Here is an 18,909-nt window from a genome sequence, read left to right as displayed (position 1 = left end):
GGGCGGCACCCGCCGCCCGTGCAAACAACGAAGCATCACGATTAAAACGACACCCAGTGGAGTGCTTTATGTTTAAAAACCTGCGTTGGACCATCGTGTTCCTGCTGTTCATGGTCTACATGATCAACTACCTCGATCGCGTGGCGCTGTCGATCACCGTGCCGATGATCGAACAGGATCTGATGCTGAACGCCGAACAGTTCGGCCTGATCTTCGGCAGCTTCTTCTTCGGCTACGCCATCTTCAACTTCGTCGGCGGGCTGGCGGTCGACCGCTTCGGCCCGACGCTGGTGCTGGGCGTGGCGGTCGGCCTGTGGTCCATCTTCTGCGGCATGACGGCGATCGCCACCGGTTTTTACTCGATGCTGATCCTGCGCGTCCTGTTCGGCATGGCCGAAGGGCCGATCTGCGCCTCGGCCAACAAGATGATCAACGGCTGGTTCCCGAAGAAACAGGCGGCGACCGCTATGGGCCTGCTCAGCGCCGGTTCACCGTTGGGCGGCGCGGTGGCCGGGCCGATCGTCGGCTATCTGGCGCTGGCGTTCGGCTGGCGGCCGGCGTTCATGATCATCTGCGCCATCGGCATCGTCTGGATGCTGGTGTGGTTCTTCGTGGTGGCGGATAACCCGGCGAAAAGCCAACGCGTCAGCAACGAAGAACGGGCGCTGATCGCACAGTTGAAACAGGAAAATCTCGGCGAGGAAAGCGCCTTGAGCGACGCCGCTCACGGGCTGGGTTACTACCTGAAGCAGCCGATCATTCTGGTCACCGCCTTCGCCTTCTTCTGCTACAACTACATCCTGTTCTTCTTCCTGAGCTGGTTCCCCTCGTATCTGGTGCAGGCGCACAACCTGAACATCAAAGAGATGAGCCTGACCACGATGATCCCGTGGATCGTCGGCTTCGTCGGGCTGGCGCTCGGGGGCTATATTTCCGACAAGATCTTCAACATCACCGGCAAATTGCTGCTGTCGCGCAAGATCGTGCTGGTCACCAGCCTGCTGGCGGCGGCGGTGTGCGTGGCGCTGGCAGGCACCGTCAGCAGCGTGGTGCCGGCGGTGATGCTGATGTCGGTGTCGATCTTCTTCCTTTACATCACCGGCGCTCTCTACTGGGCGATCATCCAGGACGTGGTGCATAAATCCCGGGTCGGCGGCGCCAGCGGGTTCATTCATTTGATCGGCAGCGTCTCCGGCATCATCGGGCCGATCGTCACCGGCTACATCGTGCAGAACACCGGCAAATTCGACAGCGCCTTTATGCTGGCGGGCGGCGTCGCCGCGCTGGGCGCGCTGCTGGTGCTGCTGGTGATCAAGGCGCCGCGCGCAACGGCGGGCGTGCAAATCTTAAAACCCTAACGCCAGACGGGGCGGCTTCGCCCCTTTGCTTACCCTCCAGGGACATTGAACATGAGACTTTCCGACCACAGCGCGCTGCCGGCCGCCGTTATCCGGCCCGGCTACGCACGTGAGCGCGTGAAACCGCGCATGGCGCATATCGGCTTCGGCGCGTTTCACCGCGCGCACCAGGCGATGTACGCCGACAGGCTGGCCAGCGAGCACGGCAGTGACTGGGGTTACTGCGAAATCAGCATGCAGCACGGCCAGCAAAAGATCGCCGACCTACGGCAACAGGACCTGCTGTTCTCGGTGGCGGAGATGGACGACGACGGCTGGCGGGGCCGGGTCATCGGCGTGGTTCGCCAGGCGCTGCACTTGCAAACCGACGGGCTGGCGGCGGTGCTGGCGGCCCTGACACAGCCTGAGATCGCCATCGTCTCGCTGACCATCAGCGAAAAGGGCTATTGCTACCACCCCGCCAGCGGTCGGCTGATGGAGGAACACCCGGCGATCGCGCACGATATCGCCCACCCGGCACAGCCGCAGTCGGCGCCGGGGCTGCTGCTGGCGGCGCTGCGCCTGCGCCGTGAACGCGGGCTGCCGCCGTTCGCCGTGATGTCCTGCGATAACATGCCGGCTAACGGCCGGGTCACGCGCCAGGTGCTGGTCGAACTGGCGCAGCGGCAGGATCCGGCGTTGGCCGACTGGGTGCGTCAAGAGGTCGCCTTCCCTTCCACCATGGTGGATCGCATCGTGCCGGCGGTAACGCCGGAGGCCCGCCGGCAGTTGCGCACCTGGCTGGGCGGCGTCGAGGATGACGTCGGCGTGGCCTGCGAGCCGTTCAGCCAGTGGGTCATTGAGGACCGATTTCCTCAGGGGCGCCCGGCCTGGGAAAAGGCCGGCGCCGAACTGGTGAGCGACGTGCTGCCGTACGAGGAGATGAAGCTGCGCATGCTGAACGGCAGCCATTCCTTCCTCGCCTACCTCGGCTACCTGGCCGGTTATCAGCACGTCGGCGACTGTATGCAGGATGCGGATTTTGTCCGCGCCGCCCGTCACCTGATGCTGGCGGAACAGGCGCCGACCCTGCAGGTGCCGAACGTCGATTTGGCGCAGTATGCCGACTCGCTGCTGCAGCGTTACCGCAACCGCGCGCTGAAACACCGCACCGCGCAGATCGCCATGGACGGCACGCAGAAGCTGCCGCAGCGGCTGTTGGACGCGATCCGCTGGCATCTGGCGCGTGGCAGCCGCTTCGACTGCCTGGCGCTGGGCGTCGCTGGCTGGATGCGCTACGTCGGCGGCCGCGATGAACAAGGCGGGCCGATCGATATCAGCGATCCGCTGCGCGAGCGCCTCGCCGCGTTGGTCGCCGGCAGCGAGGAAGGCCGGCCCCGCGTCCTGGCGCTGCTGCAACTCGACAGCGTCTTCGGCCACGATCTGCCCGATTCGCCTGACTTCGTCCGCGCCGTCAGCCACGCTTATCATCAACTGCTGAGCCTGGGGGCCAAAGCCGCCGTCGCCGCTCTGCCGCTTACCGACCGGGAGGTTTCCGATGACCGTCACCACGCATAACGCCGTCAATACCGGCAATCAACCGCTGCTGCGGCGCGTCGCCAGCGCTTCCGCCATCGGCACCGCCGCCGAATATTATGATTTCTTCGCTTACGGCACCGCCGCGGTGCTGTTCTTCGGCCAGCTGTTTTTCCCCAGCGCCGATCCGCTGATCAGCACGCTGGCGGCCTTCGCCACCTACGCGGTCGGTTTCCTGGCGCGCCCGCTGGGCGGCATCGTGTTCGGCCACATCGGCGATAAGGTCGGCCGCAAGAAGGCGCTGGTGATCACTATCCTGATCGTCGGCCTCGGCACCTTCTGCATCGGCCTGCTGCCCACCTATGAGCAGATCGGCATCTGGGCGCCGCTCGCGCTGATCTTTATCCGCGTGCTGCAGGGCTTCGGCGTCGGCGGCGAACAGGCAGGCGCGGTGCTGATGACCGCCGAATATGCGCCGCCGCCCCAGCGTGGCTTCTACGCCAGTTGGGTGCAGATCGGCGCGCCCGCCGGTTTCCTGCTGCCGTCCGGGCTGTTCGCGCTGCTGACCGCAGTGCTGTCACCGGCGCAGATGCTGGACTGGGGCTGGCGCATTCCGTTCCTGCTCAGCCTGCTGCTGGTGCTGGTCGGGCTGTTTATTCGCCTGAGGATCGACGAATCGCCGGTGTTTACCCAGATCCGCGCCACCAAAGCGGTGGAGAGCCGGCCGGTGGTGGAAGTGGCCCGCCGCTATCCCGGCCTTATCGGCAAAGGGGTATGTGCCAAGCTGATCGAAGCCTGCGCCTTCGCCATGTTCACGGTGATCGTATTGGCCTACGGCAAGGCCAACCACCTCAACGAAACCATTCTGCTGGAGGCGATGATCGTGGCGGTGCTGCTGGAGATTTTCACCATTCCGCTGATGGGCCGCCTCTCCGATCGGCTGGGGCGCAAACCGGTGTACATCGCCGGCGCGCTGCTGCAGGTGGTGTGCATCGTGCCGTTCTTTATGGCGATCAACCTCGATAGTTTCTGGGTGACGCAGATCGCCATGATCGTGGTGCTGACCTTCGGCCACAGCATGTGCTACGCGCCGCAGGCCTCCTACTTCCCGGAGCTGTTCCCCACCCGCGTGCGCTGCAGCGGCATCGCGCTGATCTGGCAGATCGGCTCGCTGATCGGCAGCGGCATTCTCGGGCTGTTGGCGGTGAAGATCCTGCAGGTGACCGGCGGCCACTACTACGGGCTGGCGGGGTACATGATGGTGCTGGGCGTGGTGTCGGCCATCGGCCTGAGCCTGATGCCGGAAACTGCGCCAGCGCGGCGCAAGCAGGAATATCAGGATTGGCATCACTGAGTTACCCTGCTCGGCGGGTGGATTTATCCCCCCGCCCTTAACCAATAATCTGCTAGTATGGTGGCATTCGAATTCCAGCCAGATGCCTGATTGTCGCCATGTCTGAAACGTACAGTCTCACCAACAACGTCCCGGTCAACCAACAGATCTATCGCTTCCTGCGCAAGGATATCGTCGACTGCACCATTCCCCCCGGCACCCTGCTGTCCGAGAAAGAGATTTCTACCCGCTTTTGCGTTTCGCGCCAGCCGGTGCGCGAAGCCTTCATCAAGCTGGCGGAGGCCGGCCTGGTGCAGATCCTGCCGCAGCGCGGCACCTTCGTGATGAAGATTTCCGCCAAGCGCGTGGCCGACGGGCGCTTTATCCGTCAGGCGGTGGAATGCGCCATCGTGCGCCGCGCGGCCGAGCGCGCCACCCCGGCGCAGCTGATGACGCTGGAGCATAATCTGCACCGCCAGGCGCTGGCCGCGCAGAACGGGCAAACGCGCGAGTTTTTGGCGCTGGACGACGAATTCCACCAACTGCTGACCCAGTTTGCCGACTGCCCGCTGGCGTGGGAGACCATCGAAACCATCAAGGCCACCATGGATCGAGTGCGTTTCCTCAGCCTAAGCGAAGTCTCGCCGCCGGAGAGCCTGATCAAGCAGCACTACCGCATCTACGAGGCGCTGAAAGCGCGCGATGCCGAGGCGGCGGAGCGCGCCATCCACGATCACCTGCAGGAGATGATCTACTCCATCACCCCGATCGCCCTGCAGAACACCGAGTGGTTCGAGATCGAATAATCAATCGCTTAGCGCGCCGGGGGCGATCGCCCCCGCGTATTTGGCCACGCCAATGGCATTTCCTCTCAATCGCATCTATTGTTTGTCCTTGCCGGATCAAGTTCGGTAGCATCGCTTTACAGCTTCAATCACCGCTTTTTTACTGCGCCGGTGGTCAAAAACCCTTGCATTGCCGGTGTATGAAGAAGCTTAATCGGGAGTGAATCATGACTGATATTGTGCAGTTGCTAGGAAAGGAAGCGGAAGATCTGCTGCAACACCGCTGTACCACTATCCCCGCCGAGAATCTCTACCTGCCGGGCGACGACTTCGTCGACCGCGTAATGATCGATAACAACCGCCCCAACAGCGTGCTACGTTCGATGCAAACCCTGTTCAACCACGGCCGCCTGGCCGGCACCGGCTACCTGTCTATCCTGCCGGTCGATCAGGGCATAGAGCACTCCGCCGCCGCCTCGTTCGCCGCCAACCCGCTGTATTTCGATCCGAAGAACATCGTCGAGCTGGCGATTGAAGCCGGCTGTAACTGCGTCGCCTCCACCTACGGCGTGCTGGCGTCGGTATCGCGCCGCTACGCGCACAAGATCCCGTTCCTGGTCAAACTCAACCACAACGAAACGCTGAGCTACCCGACCCAGTACGACCAGACCCTGTACGCCAGCGTCGAGCAGGCGTTCAACATGGGCGCGGTGGCGGTCGGCGCCACCATTTACTTCGGCTCCGAGCAGTCGCGCCGCCAGATCGAAGAGATCTCGATCGCCTTCGAGCGCGCGCATGAGCTGGGCATGGTCACCGTGTTGTGGGCCTATCTGCGTAACCCGGCGTTCACCAAGGACGGCGTGGACTACCACTCCAGCGCCGATCTGACCGGCCAGGCTAACCACATCGCCGCCACCATCGGCGCCGACATCGTCAAACAGAAAATGGCGGAAAACAACGGCGGCTACCGCGCGGTGAAATTCGGCTATACCGACGATCGCGTCTACAACAAACTCACCACCGATCACCCTATCGATCTGGTGCGCTACCAGCTGGCCAACTGCTACATGGGCCGCGCCGGGCTGATCAACTCCGGTGGCGCCGCCGGTGAGAACGACCTGCAGGAATCGGTGCGCACCGCGGTGATCAACAAACGCGCCGGCGGCATGGGCCTGATCCTGGGGCGTAAAGCCTTCAAGAAATCGATGAAAGACGGCGTGGCGCTGATCAACGCCGTGCAAGACGCCTACCTGGACAAGAAGGTCACCATCGCCTGATGTGACAGACCGCCTGTCCCAAAGCCCGGCTCGCCGGGCTTTTTTGTGCATCGAGGGAGGTCTTGACAAGGAAATAATGCAACCGAATGTATTTTATAAGCAAAAATAAGAATTAGTTTTTATTTACTATCCTTGGGCTTTTTTTATTCCAAATATGCGAAAGAGAACGACATAAATCATTAAAGATTGAAAGTTAACCTTATCAAATTTCAAATTTCCCACCTTTTCCAAAAACACAAAAAGTTAGCGCATTAATAATTATTATAGTTCATTGTTATTTATGGACTTTTGACTAAATTTTACGCTAATTAATCCACACTTTTATGGTGGTGCTATCATGAAAGTCAATATTGTCATCATCTCCCTGCTCATCCTTTCGCTATCGTCTTGCTCGCTATTTAAATCTCCGGCCTCTAAGCATGAGTTGAAACCGGGAGAAACGTATTGGTTTGACTATGACTCAACAAGAAGCAGCGCCATTTATATTCCCGCAGACTCAAATATCAAGTACTGCGTGGCTCCCCCACCTGATGTCGCGCAGTCCGTTATTGCCGCGCTGAAAGCTGAAATGAGCACGGAACAAATTCAAAAAGTCAGTGGAGATGCAGGGTTCAGCACCGCCGTAGTCGATCTGGCTCGGCGCACCACCACGGTAAATTTTATCCGTGATACGTTGTATCGCGTCTGCGAAGCCAGGCTACAAGGCCCGCTCACCGCTACGGAAAAAGAAATTTTCCTGGCCGCGATAGCCGCCGCCAAAGATATGGCAATCGCTGAAAAAGACAAACAAAAGCAAGAGCTGGCCCAAACGGCCGAAAGAAACGGTGCTTCCGTACAGACAATACAAAAGATTCTCGAACAGTAACAGAAACAAGCTAACAACGGCGATTTCCGTATATCACCCTACCCAAAGCCCGGTTCGCCGGGCTTTTTTGTGCCCGTACCCCTAAACCCGACGCCGTCAACCTTCTCTTTCTTTCACCTTAAACTTTCAAAATAAAATATTTATCTTTCAAATTGTGATCTATTTAAAACAAATAGCCCACCAAAGTGACTACTGTAAGGCCCATGGCGACAGAGCCGCCGTTCGCTCCAGGCCATATCAGTCCATTACAGGAGAACATAATGATTGAGCTAATCACCCACGGCGCCGAGTGGTTTATCGGCCTGTTTCAGAAAGGCGGTGAAGTGTTTGTCGGCATGGTGACCGGCATTTTACCTTTGTTGATCAGCCTGTTGGTTATCATGAACGCGCTGATCAAATTTGTTGGCCAGGAACGTATCGAACGATTGGCGCAGCGCTGCGCGGGCAACCCCGTTTCGCGTTATCTGCTGCTGCCGCTAATTGGCACCTTTGTCTTCTGCAACCCGATGACCCTCAGCCTGGGGCGCTTCATGCCGGAGAAATACAAGCCGAGCTACTACGCGGCGGCCTCCTACAGCTGCCACTCGATGAACGGCCTGTTTCCGCACATCAACCCCGGCGAACTGTTCGTTTATCTCGGCATCGCCAGCGGCCTGACCACCCTCGGTCTGCCGCTCGGCCCGCTGGCGGTGAGCTATTTCCTGGTGGGGCTGTTCACCAACTTCTTCCGCGGCTGGGTCACCGATCTGACCACCAGCCTGTTTGAACGCAAGATGGGCATCCGTCTGGATCGCCAGGTGCAACTTTAATTCGTGGAGTGCAGCATGAGTGCTTATATCCGTATTGAAAAAGGCGCCAGCGGCTGGGGCGGCCCCCTGGAATTGCCGATCGAACCCGGTAAAAAAGTGGTGTACATCACCGCCGGCACCCGACCTTCCATCGTCGATCGCCTCAGCGAATTGACCGGCTGGCCGGCCGTCGACGGCTTCAAAGAGGGCGAGCCGCCGGCGGAAGAGATCGGCGTGGCGGTGATAGACTGCGGCGGCACCCTGCGCTGCGGCCTGTACCCGAAACGCCGCATTCCGACAGTCAACATCCACGCCACCGGCCAGTCCGGCCCGCTGGCGCAGTTTATCCTCGAAGACATCTATGTCTCCGGCGTGCGTGACCACAACATCAGCCGAATCGAAGCGGCAGATAGCCAACCCGCCGCCGCCGTTGCAGCGCCGCCCAAGGCGCGCGACTACGACACCAGCAAGAAAATCACCGAGCAAAGCGACGGGCTGTTGGCGAAGGTCGGCATGGGCATGGGATCGGTGGTGGCGGTGTTCTTCCAGGCCGGGCGCGACACCATCGACACCGTGCTGAAGACCATCCTGCCGTTTATGGCGTTCGTCTCGGCCTTGATCGGCATCATCATGGCCTCCGGCCTCGGGGACTTTATCGCTCACGGCCTGACGCCGCTGGCCAATAGCCCGATCGGCCTGGTAACGCTGGCGCTGATCTGCTCATTCCCGCTGCTGTCGCCGTTCCTCGGCCCTGGCGCGGTCATCGCCCAGGTGATCGGCGTGCTGGTCGGGGTGCAGATCGGCCTCGGCCATATTCCGCCGCAGCTGGCGCTGCCCGCACTGTTCGCCATCAACGCGCAGGCCGCCTGCGACTTCATTCCGGTCGGCCTGTCGCTGGCGGAAGCCAAGCAGGACACCGTGCGAGTCGGCGTGCCCTCGGTGCTGGTCGGCCGCTTCCTGACCGGCGCGCCGACGGTGTTGATCGCCTGGGCCGCCTCGGCCTTCATTTATCAATAATTTGATTCACAGGGAGACATTTATGCACACCATTTTTCATACCACCATCACACAGATCGGCGGCTGCGCCCGCGACGCGTTGCTGGACAACATGCTGATCACTTTCCGTGAAGGCGCGCCGGCGGATATCGAAGAGTTCTGCTTCATCCACCGCCACGGTGCGACCGCCGGCGAGCTGCAGGTCGGCGGCGTGATGGAGCTGGCGCAGCAGCGCTACGCCATCACCGCCGTCGGCAGCGTCGCCACGCAGAATCTGCGCGAACTGGGCCACATCACCGTGCGCTTCGACGGCGAAGCCGAAGCCGAATTCCCCGGATCGATCCACGTATCCGGCCCGACGCCGACCGATATCCCGTTGGGCAGCACGCTGTCATTTATCGCATAAGGAGTAGACCATGTCTGAAGTAGCTGTAGTGATTGGCGGCGGCCAAACGTTAGGCGCCTTTTTGTCCCACGGGCTGGCGCAGGCCGGTTATCGGGTGGCGGTGGCCGATCTGAACGCCGACAATGCCAATCGGGTGGCACAGCAGATCAACGAAGCGTTTGGCGCAGGCAGCGCCTGCGGTTTTCAGGCCGACGCCACCGACGAGCAGAGCGTGATCGCGTTGGCAGCGGCGGTTGACCGGGAATTTGGCCAAACCAACCTGCTGGTGTACAGCGCCGGCATCGCCAAGGCGGCGCCGATCACCGACTTCCCGCTGGGCGACTTCGACCGCTCGCTGCAGGTGAACCTGGTGGGCTATTTCCTCTGCGCCCGCGAGTTCTCGCGCCTGATGATCCGCGACGGCATCGCCGGGCGCATCATTCAGATCAACTCCAAGTCCGGCAAGGTCGGCAGCAAGCACAACTCCGGCTACAGCGCCGCCAAGTTCGGCGGCGTGGGGCTGACGCAGTCGCTGGCGCTCGATCTGGCGGAGTACGGCATCACCGTGCATTCGCTGATGCTCGGCAACCTGCTGAAGTCGCCGATGTTCCAGTCGCTGCTGCCGCAATACGCGCAAAAACTGGGCATCGCACCGGACCAGGTGGAGCAGTACTACATCGACAAGGTGCCGCTGAAACGCGGTTGCGACTATCAGGACGTGCTGAACACCCTGCTGTTCTACGCCAGCGAGAAGGCCTCTTACTGCACCGGCCAGTCGATCAACATCACCGGCGGCCAGGTAATGTTCTGACGCCACCGACGCCCCCTCCCGCGGAAGGGGGCCTAAGGAGAACCCCATGACACAAGCTCTGATCGCCTTCGCACTGCTGGCCTGGCTGCTGCAAATCGCCTTCGGCTGGTGGCAACTGCAGCGCTTCAACCGCGCCTTCGACGGCCTGTGCCAACTGGGCGCCGTCGGCGTCGGCCGTTCCGGCGGCCGTTTCCGCCCGCGGGTGGTGCTGGCGCTGGCCTTCGATGCCGATCGGCGGGTGTGCGGCAGCCTGTTGCTACGCGGCCTGACCGTTTTCGCCCAGCCCCGCCCGCTGCCTCGATTACACGGTTTGCATCAGCGGGATTTGCGCCCGGATGTGATCTTCCCCGAGGATCGCGCATGCCAGTCTGCACTATCGTTAGCGATTGAACCCAAATCGTGATATTTTCACATTAAAAGGCATTACCTTTCATAGTGAATTATTCAGCGAGGGGAAATGCCCCACTCTTGTGAACGGGAATCGCGATGAAACCAAAGCAGCGGCAGGCCGCTATCCTTGAATATCTGCAGCGGCATGGCAAAACGGCAGTGGACGCCCTGGCCGAGCATTTCTCCACCACCGGCACCACCATCCGCAAGGATCTCACCCTGCTGGAAGACGAAGGCGAGGTGATCCGCACCTACGGCGGCGTGGTGCTCAGCCGCGACGACGGCGATCAGCCGATCGACCGCAAAACCCATATCAATACCGAGAAAAAGCGCCACATCGCCAGCGCCGCCGTGGCGCTGATCGCCGACGGCGACTCGCTGATCTTCGACGCCGGCAGCACGGTGCTGCAGATGGTGCCGCACCTGGCGCAGTTCAATAACATCACGGTGATGACCAACAGCCTGACCATCGTCAACGCGCTGGTGGAGCTGGACAACGATCAGACCATCCTGATGCCCGGCGGCACCTACCGCAAAAAATCGGCCTCGTTCCACGGCAGCCTGGCCGAATCGGCGTTCCAGCAGTTCAGCTTCGACAAGCTGTTTATCGGCGCGGACGGCGTCGATCTCAACGCCGGCGTCACCACCTTCAACGAAGTGCATAACGTCAGCAAAGCGATGTGCGAAGCCGCCGGCCGCATTATTCTGTTGGTAGACTCCTCGAAATTCGGCCGTAAGAGCCCGAACGTGGTGTGCGAACTCAGCGCCGTCGACACGCTGATCACCGACCGAGACATCAACCCCGATTACCTCGCCGCCCTGCAGGCGAAAGGCATCAATATCCTTCTGGTAGGAGACCCCGATGAGTAACGCCAACGCCCTGCTCGCCTTCGCCCGCGAAACGCTGGAGATCGAGCTGACCGAAGCGCAACGCCTGCTGGCGCGCCTGGACGACAACTTCGTCTGCGCCTGCGAACTGCTGCTGAACTGCCGTGGCAAGGCGGTGATTTCCGGCATCGGCAAATCCGGCCATATCGGCAAGAAGATCGCCGCGTCGCTGGCCAGTACCGGCACGCCGTCGTTCTTCGTGCACCCGGCCGAGGCGCTGCACGGCGATCTCGGCATGATCGGCGCCGACGACGTGGTGGTGTTCATCTCCTACTCCGGTCGCGCCAAAGAGCTGGATCTGATCCTGCCGCTGCTGGCGGAGAACGGCATTCCGGTGATCGCCGTCACCGGCGGCAAAGAGTCGCCGCTGGCGCTGGCCGCCGCCTGCGTGCTGGATATCGGCGTCGAGCGCGAAGCCTGCCCGATGGGGCTGGCGCCCACCTCCAGCGCGGTCAACACGCTGATGATGGGCGACGCCCTGGCGATGGCGCTGATGCGCCAGCGCGGTTTCAACGCGGAAGACTTCGCCCGCTCGCACCCGGGCGGCAGCCTGGGCGCGCGCCTGCTGAACCGCGTGCATCACCTGATGCGCACCGGCGATCGCCTGCCGCGCGTGAGCGAAAGCGCCAACGTGATGGAGGCGATGCTGGAACTGAGCCGCACCGGGCTCGGGTTAGTGGCGGTCTGCGATGCGCAGCTGCGGGTGGTGGGCGTATTTACCGACGGCGACCTGCGCCGCTGGCTGGTGAAGGGCAACAGCCTGCAGGATCCGCTCAGCCCGGCGATCACCCGCCCCGGCTATCGGCTGCCGGAGCAGTGGCGCGCCGGGGAGGCGCTGGAAGCGCTGCACGAACAACACATCAGCGCGGCTCCGGTGGTCGATATGGACGGCGTGCTGGTGGGGGCGCTCAACCTGCACGATCTGCATCAGGCCGGCATCGGCTGATCAACGCCGGGGGCACCATCACCGGTGCCCCCGGTCAGATCATTTCCAGTCAGGATTGTTCTCGAACTGCTGCTTCAGCAGCGCTTTCATGTCGTCATTCGGCTTGCCGAGCCACTGGTACTTGGCATACTTCTTCGGATGATCGACGGCTTCCGGCCGATCTTCCACTTCCACCCGCACGCCCCAGGCCTGGGATTTGTCCGCGCTGAACGCCACGATCAAAAAGTTGTTGCCGCAGTCGTGCGGTTTGCACAGGTTGCCGACCAGATACTCTTTGCCCTTCCAGTTCAGATTCTGCGCCGGCGTAGAGGTGCCGACGCCCTTGCGCGCCCAGCCCGGCATCCGCGCCTGGCCTTTCACCATGTTTTGCCAGCTGGCCTGATACCCCGGCTGCTGAATCAAATCCGACGTGGTGACGATCTGCTGGGCAAAGCTGCCCGCGCTGAAGCTGAGCAGTGCGCCGAAGAGGGCGCAACGCAGCGCCTGGTGTCCCGTCATAGTCCTTCTCCCTAGGTTAAATCAGGTTTCGCCCGTCAAACCGGGCCTGAACTAGTCAGACCACGGTTGCGGCAAAAAGTTGACTCACCACCAGGCGTGAAAATGATGCACCGGCCCGATGCCGTGCCCCACTTCCAGGGTGTCCGCCTGTTGCAGCGCGTGTTGCAGGTAGTCCTTGGCGGCGGCCACCGTGGCCGCCCAGTCGGCATGGCGCGGGCGCAGCGCCGCCAGCGCGGCCGAGAGCGTGCAACCGGTGCCGTGGGTGTGGCGGGTGGCGACGCGCGGCGCGGTAAAGCGCTGCTCGCCTTCTGCGGTAAACAGCCAGTCCGGGCTCTCACTTTCGCTCAGGTGGCCGCCCTTCATCAGCACCGCTCGGCAGCCCATCGCCAGCAGCGCCCGCCCCTGCTCACGCATCTGCGCTTCATCTTCCGCCGGCGCGCACGCCAGCAGCGCCGCCGCTTCTGGCAGGTTCGGCGTAATGATCGACACCAGCGGCAACAGCTCGCGCCGAATAGACGCTACCGCCTCCGGCGCCAGCAACGGATCGCCGCTTTTCGCCAGCATCACGGTGTCCAGCACCACGAATTCCGGCCGGTAATGGCGCAGCCGTTCGGCCACCGCCTGCACGATGTCAGCGTTGGCCAGCATGCCGATCTTGACGCTGTCGATGCGCACGTCGCTGAATACCGAGTCCAGCTGCGCGGCGACGAACGCCGGATCGATGTAATACACCGACTGCACGCCGCGGGTATTCTGCGCCACCAGCGCGGTGATCACCGAGGTGCCGTAAGCGCCGAGCGCCGAGAAAGCTTTCAAATCGGCCTGAATGCCGGCGCCGCCGCTGGGATCGGTGCCGGCGATGGTCAGCGCGTTAATGCGTTTCATCACAGATCCTCCCCGCGCAGTTGATACAGCGCGTCGAGGAACGCCGGCGTAAAGCTGCCCGGCCCGGCGGCCTGCCTGGCCGCGAGGCCGCCGCAGTGGGACATCACTCGGCAGGCGGTCGCCACGTTATCCAGGCGATCGCCCGGCAGGGCGCAAAACGCCGCCGCCACCGCCGACAGCGCGCAGCCGGTGCCCACCACCCGCGTCATCAGCGGGGAACCGCCTTCGATCGCCCAATCGCGCTGGCCGTCGGTGACGTAATCCACCGCGCCGGTGACCGCCACCACCGCGCCGCTGCGCCGCGCCAGCTCACGCGCGGCGGGCAATGCCGCCAAGGAATCGTCGCCGCTGTCCACGCCGCGGCCGCTGGCCAGCAACCCACTGAGCGCCATGATTTCCGAAGCGTTGCCGCGTATCGCCGCCGGTTTCTCGTCCAGCAGCTGTTTGGCGAAGGCGGTGCGGTAGGAGAGCGCACCGACCGCCACCGGATCCAGCGTCCAGGGCTTGCCGGCCCGATTGGCGGCGGCCACCGCCGCCCGCATCGATTCGGCACGCAGCGCGTTGAGGGTGCCGACGTTGATCAGCAGGCCGTCGGCCAGCGCGCTGAACTGCGCCGCCTCTTGCGGCTCCACCACCATCGCCGGGGAAGCGCCGAGCGCCAGCAACACGTTGGCGGTCAGCGATTGCACCACTTCGTTAGTCAGGCAGTGGATCAGCGGAGGGCGCTGTTGGAATTGGGTCAGACAGGCCGCGGCGCGCGCGCCGGGTAGTGCATCAGGTCGAGCGATCATATTCCTCCCAACCGGCGTTCAAGAAGGCGGCGCCGGCTGGGCGGCCGTGACTTCCCTACGCTGGCATTATCCAGATCAGGTAATACGGGTATTTCTCAGCCTTCACGTAGAAGGGCACCCCGAGTCATGAAAATCAATAGGTTGTGATCAACGTTGCGTTAATCCCTGCAGGGGATCATGCCAGCGGCGGCGCGGACAAACAAGCGAATAAATTGACTCGCGCCTAAGCGATGTTTCCCTCTTTTCCCGCCAGATACAGGCTCAGCACGCCGGGCAGCTCCGCCAGCGTGAACGCCACGCTCTGCGGCGCCGTCTTGAAGATATGGTGCAGCGTACCGGCCACCAGGCTTTGCAACAGCCGGGTTTGCTGCAGGATCTCCGCTTCGGCGGTCTCGGGGCGGCGCAGCTGCAACACGCTGGCGATCAGCGTCAGGAAGCTGGACTTTTCATCCGGCAGGTTCATTTCCCGCATCACCGGCAGGTAGTCGGCATGCTCACGCAGGTACTGCGCATAGGGTGAAAACAGCCGCTGGATCACCGCTTCAGCGGAGAGGCGCCGCCACTCATCGTCACTGGCCAACGCCATGTCGCGCACCAGCGCCTCAATCGACTCGGTATGCCGATCTGCCAGCGCCTTGATCACCGCGTGGCGATCGGGAAAAAAGTGATACATCGAACCGATGGAGGTTTTGGCGTGCTTGGCGAGCCGCTGCATGCTGAGCGCCGCCAGGCCGTCCTGCGCCACGATCGCCGCCGCCGAATCCAGAATGGTTTGTACGCGTTGCCGCCCTCTTTCCTGCTGTGGCTCTCGCCCGGTGATGTTTTCGTCGATTTGCATATTCGTTTCTGCCCGCTGTCATCAACGCATTATACCCATTTGCCGCTACGAAGGCAGGGCGACACAAAAAACTAGATTAATCCCTCTAGTTTAGAGTAGAGTATTTATTCTAGTTTACCCTGACGCAAGCGTGGGGAAGACAAACAGTGACCTCACTCACTGAAAAAGAGTCATTTCATTCGGCCCGTCGCCCAAGCCAATCGTCAGAGAATGCCCTATGCCCGACAAAAAACTGCTTATCACCTGCCTGACCGCGCTGTTGCTCACCGGGTGCTCGCCGGCACCGTCGATAGTGGTGTTCGGCGCTTCGTTCCCCGACTGGCTGTTTTGCCTGTGCGGCGGCGTGGCGGGTATGGTGGCGATCCACCTGCTGCTGCGCACCCCGGAAAAACGCGCCTGGCTGGCGCCGCAGCTGCTGACGTATCCGGCGCTGACCGCGCTGATCGCCATGCTGATCTGGTTACTGGTTTTCCCCCACTGAGACTGACGCCATGACCCAACCACACACCCCAAACCGGCGCAGACTGCTGGTGCTTACCATCCTGGCGTTGACATTCATCGTGGCCGCCGTCGTCGTCTGGCGGGTGGAAAACGCCCCCAGTACCGACGATGCCTACGCCTATGCCGACACCATCGACGTGGTGCCGGAGGTGAACGGTCGCATCGTCGAGATGCCGATCCGCGACAACCAGGAAGTGCGGCAAGGCGATCTGCTGTTCCGCATCGATCCGCGCCCTTACCAGGACGCGCTGGCGGCCAGCGAAGCGCGCCTGATCACGCTGAATGAACAGATCAAGCTGACGCAGCGTTCGGTCAACGCACAGCAGTACAACGCCGAATCGATGAACGCCATCGTCAAACGCTCACAGGCGCTGGTGGCGCAGGCGACCGACACCCTTAACCGCCGGCAAAAGCTGCTCGGCAAGAACTACGTTTCGGCGGAAGAAGTGGAAACCGCCCGCACCTCCCAGCGCTCGGCGCAGGCGGAATTGCAGGCCGCATTGCTGCAGGCGAAACAGGCGGAAGCCGCCGTCAGCGGCGTCGAAGCCCTGGTCGCACAGCGCGCCGAAGTGCAGGCCGACATCGCCATCGCCAAACTGAACCTGGAGTTCACCGAGGTGAGAGCGCCGTTCGACGGCCGCATCGCCTCCCTGAAAACCACCGTCGGCCAATATGCCTCCAGCGCCAAACCGGTGTTCACGCTGATCGACACCCGCCACTGGTACGTGGTCGCCAACTTCCGCGAAACCGACCTGAAAGGCGTGCATCCCGGCGTGCCGGCCACGCTGTATTTAATGAGCGACGCCGGCCAGACCTTCAGCGGCAAGGTGGAATCGATCAGCTACGGCGTGCAGCCCGACGACGGCGGCACCGTGCTGGGCGGGCTACCCAACGTGTCGCGCAACATCAACTGGGTGCACGTGTCGCAGCGCTTCCCGGTCAAGATCGCGGTCGAGGCCCCGAACCCGGCGCTGTTCCGCGTGGGCGCTTCGGCGGTGGCCAAGCTGAACCTGCGCCATGAAGAATAAAACGATGTCTCGCGGCTGGCTGTCCCCGTTGATCGACGAGCTGCGCCCTTCGGACAGCCGCATCAACCTGGTGATCCGTGCCCTGCTCTCCAGCGCGATCGCCATCGTGATCTCGCAGACGCTGCAGGTGCCGTGGCTGGCGCTGTCGCTGATCGCTGTCTTCTTTATCACGCAGTCCAATATCGTTATCACCCGCACGATCGGCATCCTGTTTTTCGTCAGCTCCACGCTGGCGATCGGCGCCGCTATCCTGGTACTGAAGTTCACCTACGACTACCCGATGCTGCGCATCCTGCTCTCCAGCGCGCTGTTTTTCCTCAGCGTGTTCCTGATGCGGGTGACCAAGGTTGGGGTACTGTTCTTCCTGATGGCGCTGGTGGTGATCTACACGCAAAGCTTTGTCGATCTCACTCCGCAGGCGGAAGTGGTGATACGGCTGGTGCTGTGGGTATGGGTGGCGATCAATTACGCCATCCTGCTCACCCTGATCGTCAATACCCTGCTGCTGCCGGCCGAACCGCTGAAGCAGCTAAAGGGCCGGATGAACGCGGTGTTGGACGAAACCCGCGCTATGTTGGCCAATGGCGGCGAGACGCGCGATCTGAGCGCCATCTCGCAGCACGCCACCGAGCTGCATAAGCTGCTGCGCTTTTCGGTGATGCGCAGCGATCGCTGCCGCGCCAGCGAGCCCGGTTATCTGGCGCTGATCACCCTGGTGTTGCAGCTGAATATTCTGGCCTATCAGCTGCCGCCGGCTTTCGGCGCGGCCGCGCGTCAATTGGCGCAAGAGATAGACGCCGCCTGCCGCGCGCTGCAAACCGCGATCAGCCACGACAGCGCGCTGCGATTTTCCGTCGCGATCGCCGGCAGCGACGATCCGCAGGTGCCGGCGCCGCTCAATGAAATGGCCGGCCTCCTGCAGGTCTACACCAACCGCAGCGACTACGCCGACGCCCTGCAGGCCGCGCCACCGCCAAAAGTGCCCTTCTTTACCCCCGATGCCCTGACCAACCCGGTTTACATCCAGTTTTCGTTGAAAACGCTGCTGACCGTGCTGGTCGCCTACGTGTTTTATACCGCCGTCGATTGGCCCGGCATTCATACCATCATGCTGAGCTGCCTGATCGTGGCCCAGCCCAGCCTTGGCGCCACACAGCGGCGGGCGCGGCTGCGTCTCGGCGGCGCGGCGATCGGCAGCCTGCTGGCGCTGATCTCGGTGGTGTGGATCATGCCTCACCTCGACAGCCTCGTCGGCTTACTGCTGCTGACGCTGCCGGTGCTCGCCCTCTCCGCCTGGATCGCCGCCGGCTCCGAGAAGATAAGCTATGCAGGGGTACAGATCCTGTTCACCTTTTCCCTGGCGCTGCTGGAAAGCTTTGGCCCGGTCACCGAGCTGACCGAGATCCGCGATCGCCTGATCGGCATCGTGCTGGGGGTAGGGTTCGCCACTTTCATTCACGCCACGCTGTGGCCGGAATACGAAGGGGAGTCGCTGCGGCAGCAGGTTGCCAACGTGCTGCGGGAACTGGCGCGCTTCCTCGGCGGCGAGAACACAAACGCCATCGGCATCTGGCAAAAGATCGAGGGCTGCGAAGCGGTGGTGGCCCGGGTGACGCTGGAGCCTACCTGGCAGTTGGCAGATGATAACCATGAAAGCTTCACCCGGCACATCCAACTGATCTTTAACCAGACGCGCAGCCTGTTGCTGACCAGCGAAAAGCTCAACACCTATCTGGCAGGCGGCGGCGCGGCGCTATCCGTGCACGAACGCCAGGCGCTGATCGAGGTGCAACGCCAGGGCGGGCGCGTTCTCGCCGAGTATGCGGCGCAGCTTGCCAGCGCGCCGCAAGCGCTGCGGACGCCCGACTTTCATCCACCGCTGGCCGCCCTGCATGCCGACACCGTGCGCCACCTGGCTCAGGAGTTGAGCGACGGGCTCAATCGCCTGCCCGCCTGGGGCGACGCCTAGCATTTTCCGTTTGTGGCCGTGCACGCCCGGTGCAATGCGCTATAGTGAGCACAAACCACCGG

General features: G+C 62.3%; 20 protein-coding genes and 1 riboswitch. Of the genes, 16 read left to right on the top strand and 4 right to left on the bottom strand.

All coding sequences use genetic code 11. From position 1 onward, the window contains the following. Positions 1 to 68: 68 nt before the first annotated feature. The 13 genes from N6G83_RS32910 (at position 69) to gutQ (ending at position 12,337) form a co-directional block, all read left to right on the top strand. Entirely contained in the window at positions 69 to 1,358 is a 1,290-nt protein-coding gene (locus N6G83_RS32910; RefSeq protein WP_025303869.1) for an MFS transporter, read from the top strand. A gap of 51 nt (positions 1,359 to 1,409) precedes the next feature. Further along, complete coding sequence (locus N6G83_RS32905; protein ID WP_260516080.1) at positions 1,410 to 2,915, top strand: mannitol dehydrogenase family protein; 1,506 nt, start codon at positions 1,410 to 1,412, stop codon at positions 2,913 to 2,915. Further along, complete coding sequence (locus N6G83_RS32900) at positions 2,896 to 4,227, top strand: MFS transporter (RefSeq protein WP_099816844.1); 1,332 nt, start codon at positions 2,896 to 2,898, stop codon at positions 4,225 to 4,227. Before N6G83_RS32905 ends, N6G83_RS32900 begins: the two co-directional genes overlap by 20 nt. A 98-nt stretch (positions 4,228 to 4,325) precedes the next feature. Beyond that, entirely contained in the window at positions 4,326 to 5,012 is a 687-nt protein-coding gene (locus N6G83_RS32895; protein ID WP_025303872.1) for a GntR family transcriptional regulator, read from the top strand. 206 nt (positions 5,013 to 5,218) lie between these two features. Then, the gene (gene fbaB / locus N6G83_RS32890) at positions 5,219 to 6,268 is read left to right on the top strand and encodes a class I fructose-bisphosphate aldolase (protein WP_025303873.1); all 1,050 of its coding nucleotides are present in this window, start codon (positions 5,219 to 5,221) and stop codon (positions 6,266 to 6,268) included. Between the two features lie 337 nt (positions 6,269 to 6,605). Beyond that, positions 6,606 to 7,133: a hypothetical protein gene (locus tag N6G83_RS32885; protein WP_260516082.1), complete on the top strand. Its 528-nt coding sequence runs from the start codon at positions 6,606 to 6,608 to the stop codon at positions 7,131 to 7,133. Positions 7,134 to 7,393: 260 nt separating this feature from the next. Then, positions 7,394 to 7,942, top strand: coding sequence for a PTS glucitol/sorbitol transporter subunit IIC (locus N6G83_RS32880; protein WP_004941528.1), 549 nt, complete (start codon positions 7,394 to 7,396; stop codon positions 7,940 to 7,942). A 15-nt stretch (positions 7,943 to 7,957) separates the two neighbouring features. Continuing rightward, positions 7,958 to 8,938 (top strand): PTS glucitol/sorbitol transporter subunit IIB, encoded by a 981-nt coding sequence (locus tag N6G83_RS32875; RefSeq protein WP_025303875.1) that lies wholly within the window; start codon positions 7,958 to 7,960, stop codon positions 8,936 to 8,938. Between the two features lie 22 nt (positions 8,939 to 8,960). Next, entirely contained in the window at positions 8,961 to 9,323 is a 363-nt protein-coding gene (srlB, locus tag N6G83_RS32870) for a PTS glucitol/sorbitol transporter subunit IIA (protein WP_004941520.1), read from the top strand. A gap of 10 nt (positions 9,324 to 9,333) precedes the next feature. Continuing rightward, positions 9,334 to 10,113 (top strand): sorbitol-6-phosphate dehydrogenase, encoded by a 780-nt coding sequence (gene srlD / locus N6G83_RS32865; protein ID WP_043138004.1) that lies wholly within the window; start codon positions 9,334 to 9,336, stop codon positions 10,111 to 10,113. A gap of 46 nt (positions 10,114 to 10,159) precedes the next feature. Continuing rightward, the gene (gutM, locus tag N6G83_RS32860) at positions 10,160 to 10,516 is read left to right on the top strand and encodes a transcriptional regulator GutM (protein ID WP_043138008.1); all 357 of its coding nucleotides are present in this window, start codon (positions 10,160 to 10,162) and stop codon (positions 10,514 to 10,516) included. A gap of 83 nt (positions 10,517 to 10,599) precedes the next feature. Further along, a complete protein-coding gene (locus tag N6G83_RS32855) occupies positions 10,600 to 11,373 on the top strand; it encodes a DNA-binding transcriptional repressor (RefSeq protein ID WP_025303878.1) in 774 nt (257 codons plus the stop codon). Then, the gene (gutQ, locus tag N6G83_RS32850) at positions 11,366 to 12,337 is read left to right on the top strand and encodes an arabinose-5-phosphate isomerase GutQ (RefSeq protein ID WP_260516085.1); all 972 of its coding nucleotides are present in this window, start codon (positions 11,366 to 11,368) and stop codon (positions 12,335 to 12,337) included. The genes N6G83_RS32855 and gutQ overlap by 8 nt, the downstream gene beginning before the upstream one ends. 39 nt (positions 12,338 to 12,376) lie before the next feature. Here gutQ and N6G83_RS32845 read toward each other — a convergent pair whose 3' ends face one another. From N6G83_RS32845 to N6G83_RS32830, 4 genes are all read right to left on the bottom strand, one after another. Then, positions 12,377 to 12,835 carry an inhibitor of vertebrate lysozyme family protein gene (locus N6G83_RS32845; protein WP_033639640.1) on the bottom strand — a complete coding sequence of 153 codons (459 nt, stop codon included), beginning with the start codon at positions 12,833 to 12,835 and terminating at the stop codon, positions 12,377 to 12,379. An 84-nt stretch (positions 12,836 to 12,919) separates the two neighbouring features. Next, the gene (thiD, locus tag N6G83_RS32840) at positions 12,920 to 13,720 is read right to left on the bottom strand and encodes a bifunctional hydroxymethylpyrimidine kinase/phosphomethylpyrimidine kinase (protein WP_025303881.1); all 801 of its coding nucleotides are present in this window, start codon (positions 13,718 to 13,720) and stop codon (positions 12,920 to 12,922) included. Next, positions 13,720 to 14,511, bottom strand: coding sequence for a hydroxyethylthiazole kinase (gene thiM / locus N6G83_RS32835; RefSeq protein ID WP_025303882.1), 792 nt, complete (start codon positions 14,509 to 14,511; stop codon positions 13,720 to 13,722). Before thiM ends, thiD begins: the two co-directional genes overlap by 1 nt. 35 nt (positions 14,512 to 14,546) lie before the next feature. Beyond that, a riboswitch (TPP riboswitch) is annotated at positions 14,547 to 14,643 on the bottom strand. Between the two features lie 91 nt (positions 14,644 to 14,734). Then, positions 14,735 to 15,349, bottom strand: coding sequence for a TetR/AcrR family transcriptional regulator (locus tag N6G83_RS32830; protein ID WP_025303883.1), 615 nt, complete (start codon positions 15,347 to 15,349; stop codon positions 14,735 to 14,737). Between the two features lie 217 nt (positions 15,350 to 15,566). Between N6G83_RS32830 and N6G83_RS32825 the strand changes: the two genes are divergently transcribed. The 3 genes from N6G83_RS32825 to N6G83_RS32815 are packed head-to-tail and all read left to right on the top strand — an operon-like array spanning position 15,567 to position 18,847. Then, positions 15,567 to 15,830 (top strand): YtcA family lipoprotein, encoded by a 264-nt coding sequence (locus N6G83_RS32825; protein ID WP_025303884.1) that lies wholly within the window; start codon positions 15,567 to 15,569, stop codon positions 15,828 to 15,830. A 10-nt stretch (positions 15,831 to 15,840) separates the two neighbouring features. Further along, a complete protein-coding gene (mdtN, locus tag N6G83_RS32820; RefSeq protein ID WP_049204871.1) occupies positions 15,841 to 16,878 on the top strand; it encodes a multidrug transporter subunit MdtN in 1,038 nt (345 codons plus the stop codon). Further along, positions 16,868 to 18,847, top strand: coding sequence for an FUSC family protein (locus N6G83_RS32815; RefSeq protein ID WP_260516087.1), 1,980 nt, complete (start codon positions 16,868 to 16,870; stop codon positions 18,845 to 18,847). The genes mdtN and N6G83_RS32815 overlap by 11 nt, the downstream gene beginning before the upstream one ends. The last annotated feature ends 62 nt before the right edge of the window (positions 18,848 to 18,909 follow it).

The sequence above is a fragment of the Serratia sp. PL7 genome, from assembly GCF_945957435.1.
This window is presented reverse-complemented; position numbering and strand designations above follow the sequence as displayed.

Excerpts from the sequence above, each read along its gene's own strand:
- N6G83_RS32910 (WP_025303869.1), top strand. The coding sequence starts at position 69 with ATGTTTAAAAACCTGCGTTGGACCATCGTGTTCCTGCTGTTCATGGTC.
- N6G83_RS32905 (WP_260516080.1), top strand. The coding sequence starts at position 1,410 with ATGAGACTTTCCGACCACAGCGCGCTGCCGGCCGCCGTTATCCGGCCC.
- N6G83_RS32900 (WP_099816844.1), top strand. The coding sequence starts at position 2,896 with ATGACCGTCACCACGCATAACGCCGTCAATACCGGCAATCAACCGCTG.
- N6G83_RS32895 (WP_025303872.1), top strand. The coding sequence starts at position 4,326 with ATGTCTGAAACGTACAGTCTCACCAACAACGTCCCGGTCAACCAACAG.
- fbaB (WP_025303873.1), top strand. The coding sequence starts at position 5,219 with ATGACTGATATTGTGCAGTTGCTAGGAAAGGAAGCGGAAGATCTGCTG.
- N6G83_RS32885 (WP_260516082.1), top strand. The coding sequence starts at position 6,606 with ATGAAAGTCAATATTGTCATCATCTCCCTGCTCATCCTTTCGCTATCG.
- N6G83_RS32880 (WP_004941528.1), top strand. The coding sequence starts at position 7,394 with ATGATTGAGCTAATCACCCACGGCGCCGAGTGGTTTATCGGCCTGTTT.
- N6G83_RS32875 (WP_025303875.1), top strand. The coding sequence starts at position 7,958 with ATGAGTGCTTATATCCGTATTGAAAAAGGCGCCAGCGGCTGGGGCGGC.
- srlB (WP_004941520.1), top strand. The coding sequence starts at position 8,961 with ATGCACACCATTTTTCATACCACCATCACACAGATCGGCGGCTGCGCC.
- srlD (WP_043138004.1), top strand. The coding sequence starts at position 9,334 with ATGTCTGAAGTAGCTGTAGTGATTGGCGGCGGCCAAACGTTAGGCGCC.
- gutM (WP_043138008.1), top strand. The coding sequence starts at position 10,160 with ATGACACAAGCTCTGATCGCCTTCGCACTGCTGGCCTGGCTGCTGCAA.
- N6G83_RS32855 (WP_025303878.1), top strand. The coding sequence starts at position 10,600 with ATGAAACCAAAGCAGCGGCAGGCCGCTATCCTTGAATATCTGCAGCGG.
- gutQ (WP_260516085.1), top strand. The coding sequence starts at position 11,366 with ATGAGTAACGCCAACGCCCTGCTCGCCTTCGCCCGCGAAACGCTGGAG.
- N6G83_RS32845 (WP_033639640.1), bottom strand. The coding sequence starts at position 12,835 with ATGACGGGACACCAGGCGCTGCGTTGCGCCCTCTTCGGCGCACTGCTC.
- thiD (WP_025303881.1), bottom strand. The coding sequence starts at position 13,720 with ATGAAACGCATTAACGCGCTGACCATCGCCGGCACCGATCCCAGCGGC.
- thiM (WP_025303882.1), bottom strand. The coding sequence starts at position 14,511 with ATGATCGCTCGACCTGATGCACTACCCGGCGCGCGCGCCGCGGCCTGT.
- N6G83_RS32830 (WP_025303883.1), bottom strand. The coding sequence starts at position 15,349 with ATGCAAATCGACGAAAACATCACCGGGCGAGAGCCACAGCAGGAAAGA.
- N6G83_RS32825 (WP_025303884.1), top strand. The coding sequence starts at position 15,567 with ATGCCCGACAAAAAACTGCTTATCACCTGCCTGACCGCGCTGTTGCTC.
- mdtN (WP_049204871.1), top strand. The coding sequence starts at position 15,841 with ATGACCCAACCACACACCCCAAACCGGCGCAGACTGCTGGTGCTTACC.
- N6G83_RS32815 (WP_260516087.1), top strand. The coding sequence starts at position 16,868 with ATGAAGAATAAAACGATGTCTCGCGGCTGGCTGTCCCCGTTGATCGAC.